This window comes from Actinacidiphila acididurans, from assembly GCF_016918855.1.
Taxonomy (GTDB): domain Bacteria; phylum Actinomycetota; class Actinomycetes; order Streptomycetales; family Streptomycetaceae; genus Actinacidiphila; species Actinacidiphila acididurans.
This window is the reverse complement of the sequence record NZ_JADKYB010000005.1, coordinates 496,653-502,652: the sequence shown is the minus strand read 5'-3', so window position 1 is coordinate 502,652 and position 6,000 is coordinate 496,653. Positions and strand designations below refer to the sequence as shown.

At 73.1% G+C, this 6,000-nt stretch carries 7 protein-coding genes; 2 read left to right on the top strand and 5 right to left on the bottom strand.

Annotated features, from left to right (window positions below; genetic code table 11):
• Window positions 1-646, top strand: a 646-nt coding sequence (locus tag ITX44_RS12405) for a M23 family metallopeptidase (protein ID WP_205357169.1), incomplete at its 5' end; no start/stop codon positions are given.
• 411 nt (window positions 647-1,057) lie between these two features.
• Here the strand turns inward: ITX44_RS12405 and ITX44_RS12400 are convergent.
• A complete protein-coding gene (locus tag ITX44_RS12400; protein WP_205357168.1) occupies window positions 1,058-1,717 on the bottom strand; it encodes an NADPH-dependent F420 reductase in 660 nt (219 codons plus the stop codon).
• Window positions 1,718-1,816: 99 nt separating this feature from the next.
• Here ITX44_RS12400 and ITX44_RS12395 point away from each other — a divergent pair, with 99 nt between their 5' ends.
• Complete coding sequence (locus ITX44_RS12395; RefSeq protein WP_205357218.1) at window positions 1,817-2,290, top strand: winged helix-turn-helix transcriptional regulator; 474 nt, start codon at window positions 1,817-1,819, stop codon at window positions 2,288-2,290.
• A gap of 94 nt (window positions 2,291-2,384) precedes the next feature.
• On the opposite strand, the gene ITX44_RS12390 is transcribed toward ITX44_RS12395, so the two are convergent.
• The 4 genes from ITX44_RS12390 to ITX44_RS12375 form a co-directional block, all read right to left on the bottom strand.
• Window positions 2,385-2,690 carry a hypothetical protein gene (locus ITX44_RS12390; protein WP_205357167.1) on the bottom strand — a complete coding sequence of 102 codons (306 nt, stop codon included), beginning with the start codon at window positions 2,688-2,690 and terminating at the stop codon, window positions 2,385-2,387.
• 230 nt (window positions 2,691-2,920) lie between these two features.
• Window positions 2,921-3,928: a beta-ketoacyl-[acyl-carrier-protein] synthase family protein gene (locus ITX44_RS12385; RefSeq protein ID WP_205357166.1), complete on the bottom strand. Its 1,008-nt coding sequence runs from the start codon at window positions 3,926-3,928 to the stop codon at window positions 2,921-2,923.
• A gap of 78 nt (window positions 3,929-4,006) precedes the next feature.
• A complete protein-coding gene (locus ITX44_RS12380) occupies window positions 4,007-5,005 on the bottom strand; it encodes an MBL fold metallo-hydrolase (protein WP_205357165.1) in 999 nt (332 codons plus the stop codon).
• A complete protein-coding gene (locus tag ITX44_RS12375; RefSeq protein ID WP_205357164.1) occupies window positions 5,002-5,937 on the bottom strand; it encodes an MmyB family transcriptional regulator in 936 nt (311 codons plus the stop codon). Before ITX44_RS12375 ends, ITX44_RS12380 begins: the two co-directional genes overlap by 4 nt.
• Window positions 5,938-6,000 lie beyond the last annotated feature (63 nt).

Genomic DNA, 6,000 nt, shown 5'->3' with positions numbered 1-6,000 from the left:
CACCACCCCCGCCCCCACTCCCACCGACCCCGGCGAGGCGCTGCGGGCCCGCATCCTCGGGCAGGTCGCGGCCCAGCGCGAGGCCGTCGCCCGGGCCGAGCGCGAGGTCGCCGAACGCGCCGCCGCCCGCGAAGCCGCCGCCCGCAAGGTGCGCGAGCAGGCTGCCGCCGCGAAGGCGGCCGCCGAGGCCAAGGCCCGCTCCGAAGCGGAGGCCGCCGCCAAGGCCGAGGCCGAACGCCTGGAACAGCTCGCCCGCTCCTACACCACCCCGCTCGCCTCCTACACGCTCACCGCGGGCTTCGGCGAGGCCGACCTGTGGGGCAACTTCCACGCCGGGCAGGACTTCTCCGCCCCCACCGGCACCCCGGTGCACGCCGTCCACTCCGGCACGGTCACCTCGGCCGGCTGGGCCGGCGCCCAGGGCTACCGGGTCGTGCTCACCCTCGACGACGGCACCCAGCTCTGGTACTGCCACCTGTCGACCATGGTCGTCACCTCCGGCCGCGTCACCACCGGGGACACCATCGGCCGCGTCGGCGCCACCGGCAACGTGCCCGCTCCTCACCTCCACCTCGAAGTCCGTCCCAACGGCGGCGAACCGGTCGACCCGCTGCCCTGGCTCGCCTCCCACGACGCCACCGCCTGACCCACATCCCGCACCACCCGAGCACATCCCCCCGCCCCCGGCGGCCCTGGCCGACACCCCCCCTAAGCCAGGGCCGCCGGTCTGTCGTCCCGCCACCCCCGAACAGCGGGTGCGCTTCCCTGCCTTGCCGTGCCCCCGAGGTCGCCGGGGCGCCCTTCTCCTTTCGCCCGAATCTGCCTTCACCATCTGAACGTGGGCCCCCGCGCGGCACGGCCGGCCCTGAGCCCGCACCGTGGCCCGCTCAACGGCCCCGCCCGCCCGGACGCCGGGACCGACCGGCCCGAACTTCCCGACGGGGCCGCGCCCCCGACCAGCCCGGCTCGGACCAGCCGAACCAACCGGACAGACCCGCTGCCGACCTGTCAGGCCCGGACCACCTGACCCGAACCGGCCCTGACCGGACCCATCCGCTCAGCCCGCGGTCGCCGACTGCTCCTTCGTCAGGACGGGCACCCGCGGGATCGCCGCGTTCGGGTCCTGGCCGGAGAAGGCCAAGGCGATGACGAACCCGGCCACTTCCTCCAATTGCCGGGCCCGGTTGAGCGAACCGAGGACGGTGGGATGGCCGCCCGCGTCGCGCACCAAGGTCGAGACGGTCCGCAGCGCGGGCTCCTCGTCGCCGGCGAGCACCACTGTGACCGGCTCGCCGCCCGTGCCCCACTGCTCGGCCGGGAAGAGATGGAAGCCCTTCACGACCTGGGCGCCCGGAGCCCAGTCGGCGATGTGCTCGGCCGCTGCCCGGCCGTCGGCCGGCAACAGCACGCCCACCCCGTGCTCGACGGCGTTGGTCGGGTCGATCAGCGGGGTCCCCGCCAGCGACCCGGCGTCCGCGCCCGCGGCCCGGAGGATGTCCGGCACACCCTCCCAGGCCACGGCGAGCAACACCGCGTCCCGTCCGGTGACCGCCTCCGCGGGGGAGTCCGCCGCCCTCGCCCGGCCCCCGATCCGGCTCGCGGCCACCACCGCCCGGTCCCGCGAGCGGCCTGCGATCACCACCTCGTGCCCTGCCCGGTCCCATACCGTTCCCAGGGCGACGGCGAGGGCGCCGTTGCCCAATATCCCGATCCGCATGGCCATTCCGCTCCTTCAGCAGCTCGTCTCGACGACGGCTACCGTAGGAAGGCCGTTACGCACCGACCGGTAGGGAACGGATGCGCGACCATGACCGCGATGGACGAGAACCGCAGACCTGACACGTACGCGCACGACCACCACGACCACTGCGAGACCGTGCTCGCGGACTGCCGACTGCGTGCGGGTACCGAGCTGTTCGCCCACACCTGGGACCCGGTCGTACTGGCGGCGCTGAGCATCGGGCCCCTGCGCCGCAGCCGCCTCCTTTCCATGACCGGCGGCATGAGCGACAAGGTACTCACCGACACCCTGCGCCGTCTGCTCGCCAACGGACTGGTCGCACGCCTCCACTACCCCGCGGCGCCGCCCCGCGTCGAATACCAGCTCACCGCTCTCGGCACTTCACTGGTCGAAGGACCCATGCGCGCCCTCGGCGACTGGGCCGTCCGGCACGGCGACGAACTCCTCGAGGCCCAGGAGCGCGCCGCGCGATCCGCCGGGCCCGAACCTGAATCCCCACCCGAGCCCGATCCCGTGCTCGCCGTCCCCGCCGAACGCCGGGCAAGCTGACCGACCGACCGGCACAGGCACCCCGCGGCGACACGTCGCCCTCGCCGCCCGCGGGCCGGGGCCCCGCAACCCCGGCCCGGCGAAGGGACCGCCGCTACTTCGTCCCGCGCCCCGCGACCGCCCACGAGGCCGCGGCTATGCCCCCGGCCACGGTGAACACCGCAGGCCAGGCACCGACCTTCTTCGCCAGCGGATGGGATCCGGCGAAGGCCGCTATATACGCGCCCGTGAGCGCCGTCGCCGTCCTCGCCCCGGCCCGCTGCTGCCACCCCCGGGCCGCGACGGCGCCCGCGGCGGCCAGCGCGACGCCGCCCAGCTCACGCCGCTTGGTCCACCGGGCCACCCCGTACCCGCCGATCAGTCCGCCCGCCGCCACGACGCCCGCGGAAACCCCAGCCATCACGTCCTCCTCGATGCTTCTCGACACCCCTCGGCTGTCTCGCCGATCTCGATGTCCCGAGGCTAACCCGGCCCGTGAAGCAGCCGCGCAAGGCCCTGTGGATAACTCCCCAGGCCTTGCGGAGCCGCAGTGAAATCGCAGGTCAAACCCTGTGGATAACGTGATCGGCGAAAATCGGGGCATCGTGCAGACTGGAGTTCCGGCTGGGCGGGGACCCGGCCGGCCGGGCCCTAGTCCCGCCAGCGCACCCGCAGCGCGGCGGTCACGAAGCCCGGTCCGAAGGCTGCGATCACTCCCTTTGTCCCGTCGGCCGGGTGGGCCGGATCCTCCAAGGTCCGGCGCATCACGTCGAAGATCGCGACGCCGCCGCCGTTGCCCAGCTCGCTCAGCGTGGCCCGGGAGTGCCGGACGAAGTCGTCGGCGACGTCCAGCCCCTTGACCACATTGTCCAAAATCGCCGGACCACCCGGATGGACGATTCCGAACTCCGGATCGGGCGTCCACGCGACCATCTCCGGCATCACGTCGGTGACCGCGTCGACGGCGGCCTTCGTGCTGTCGAAGTGGTAGCCGTCCGCCTCCACGCGCAGGTAGTACGCGCGCGTAGAGGCCGGCAGCCAGTACTCGAAGGTGTCCTCCACCACCAGGCCGGGGCCCGGGCCCAGCGGCTCGTCGGTGACCAGGCAGGCCGCCGCCGAGTCGGAGAACAGGAGTTTGTAGATGAGTGCGTTCACACCGCTGTCGGCCCCCTGGTATACGGTCGACAGCGTCTCGGAGATCACCACGAGCACCCGCCGCCGCCCGGCGGCGATCAGCCGGGAGGCCTGCACCAGAGCCTGGGCTCCCCCCGCACAGCCCAGCTGGGTCATCGGCACCCGTGCGACCCGAGGCGACAGCCCCAGGTCCTCGACGAGATGGACGTCGAGGCCGGGGATGGACAGGCCCGTGCTGTGCGAGGTGACGACCGCGTCGATCTCGGCCGCCGCGATGTGGTGGTCGGCGAGTGCCTGGCGCGCCGCGCGCACGCCCATCTCCCGGACGTGCCCGTACGCCGCCGCGTTGCGGTCCGCCAGCTCACCCTGGCGCGCCACTTCCTTCAGGGGCGCCACGAAGCGCCGCGTCTCCACCCCGATGCGGCTGCCGAACCTGTCGATGATCTGCGGCCTGGGGTGGTCGGGATGGTCGGCGTGGATCTGCGCGATCACATCCGCCGTGGCGACCACGTGCGGAGCCAGCACGACGGAAGGACGCGACACATGAATCGGTACGGCGGGCAAGCCGGGTCTGACAGGCACGGCAGCTCCTCTCACACGAGATCAGGAGACATCAGGCACGGACACGACCTCCGGCGCACCGCCGGCGGGCACGGTGAACCCGGCGGCGAAGTCGACCAGATGCAGCAGGTCCGGGGGCGTCGAGGCGCCGTCCAGCGCGCGGTACTCGATGGCGGCCAAGATCGCCATCCGCTCCGTGAGGCCCCAGTGCGGGCGCGAGTCGCCGTCGATCAGCTCCGCCGACACCTCCGTCAGCGGGCGCCCGGCGGCGTGCCCGGCGTGGATCGCGCCGCGCAGCTCCAGCAGGTAGTCGGCATACACGCGCACGTCCGCCGGTGTCATCACCGGCCCGTGCCCGGCCACGACCAGCCGCGGGTCGCACTCCAGCACGCGCAGGGTCGCTCGGTGGATCTGCTCGATCGGTCCGGCCCAGTGCACGGGGTGGTCGTCGCTGAACACCACGTCGCCGGTGCAGACGATGCCCTCGTCCGGCAGGTGCACGATCAGGTCGCCGACGGTGTGCGCCGGCCCGACCTCCAGCAGACGGACCGTCACTCCGCCCACGTCCAGGGTGAGTTCGCCGGAGAAGGTGCGGTTGGGGGGCGTCACGGGGACCCCGCCGAAGTCGCCGTATCTGCCGAAGTGCCGCCTGACGTACGCGCCCAGCGGAGAGTCCGGATCGCTGCTCGCGACCAGGTGCGCCAGTTCGGCGGGAGCCGGTTCGGCGCACAGGTGGTGGGCGTTGGCCTCGGTGCCGATGATCTGCGCTGCGGGGAACAGCGCGTTGCCGTAGGAGTGGTCGCCGTTGCCGTGGGTGTTGACGACCGTGTCGATCGCCGTGCCCGCCGGCAGCACCTGCTCGGCCAGTTCCTGCAGGTGCCGGGTCATGTCGGCGGTGTAGGGGGTGTCGACCAGAAGTGCGGTGTCCTGCCCGGTCACCAGGACGCAGTTGGCCATGCCCCAGGTCGCGTGGCCGTCCGGCAGCCACACGTGCACACGGGGGGTCAGTTCCCGCAGGCCGCGGGGCAAAGGGATGCTCATAGCGCCTCATTGTGGTGTGGGTCGGACGGGGGTGTGCTATGAGTCTCGCCACAAGGTGGTCGGTCCTCGCGATGCACCTCGTAGCGCTGGTCGACCGGGGCCTGCGCCGGGGCGAACACCGGCGTCCCCGGGTCGGGCCGCTCGTTCTGGTCGAACAGCACGAACATCAGCCGCCCGCCCGGCACCCCGAAGGGCCCGGCGGCGCACAGCGTCACCCAGCCCAGGCCCAGTTCGGCGTGCAGCAGCGGCCGGGCGCCGTCCGCGCGCGGCTGCACGTACTCCGCGGTCGGCTTCTCGAAGTACGGCGCCACCAGCGGGTCCCGCTTGGCGTCGGCCTGCAGCCGGGCCAGCACCCGGTTGTGCGGGTTGGCGGCGACCGCGGCCCGCACCTGCGGCACCAGCAGCGGCAGCCAGTCCGTCTCCCACTCGGCCAGCGTCACCCGGGCCGACGGCTCCAGCAGCATCCACCGCATGACGTTGTCCGGCACGGCGCGCCCGGGGAACATCGTGGTGAAGGCGGAGTTGTACGCCACCATGTCCCACGCCACGTCGTTGACGTACGCCATGACGTTCGTGGCGGCGAGCACCCGCTCCCAGGGCCGCGGCACCGCCGTGCCCAGTTCCGGGTCGAGCCGGAAGGCCGGCGGGGACCCGGTCGCGTACAGGACCAGGGCCTCCCACTCGTGGTCCGACAGGTGCAGGATCCGCGCTATGGGGGCAAGCACGTCGGCGCCGATGTTGGCGAGCTTGCCGCGTTCCACGTAGCCGTACTTGTGCTCGGGCCAGCCCAGCAGGCGGGTCATGTGCTCGTGGGTCAGGCCCTCCACCTTGCGGCCGCGCGGGTCGTTGCGCGGCGCGAGCCCGAGGTCCGTGGGGTCGACCCGTGCGCGGGCACGCGAGAGCAGCGTCTGCAAGGCCTCGCGGTTGCGCATGACTCTTCCCCTGTCGTCACTCGCCGGGCGCGCCGAGCGGGCCGCGCGCGGGTCCCGTACGGC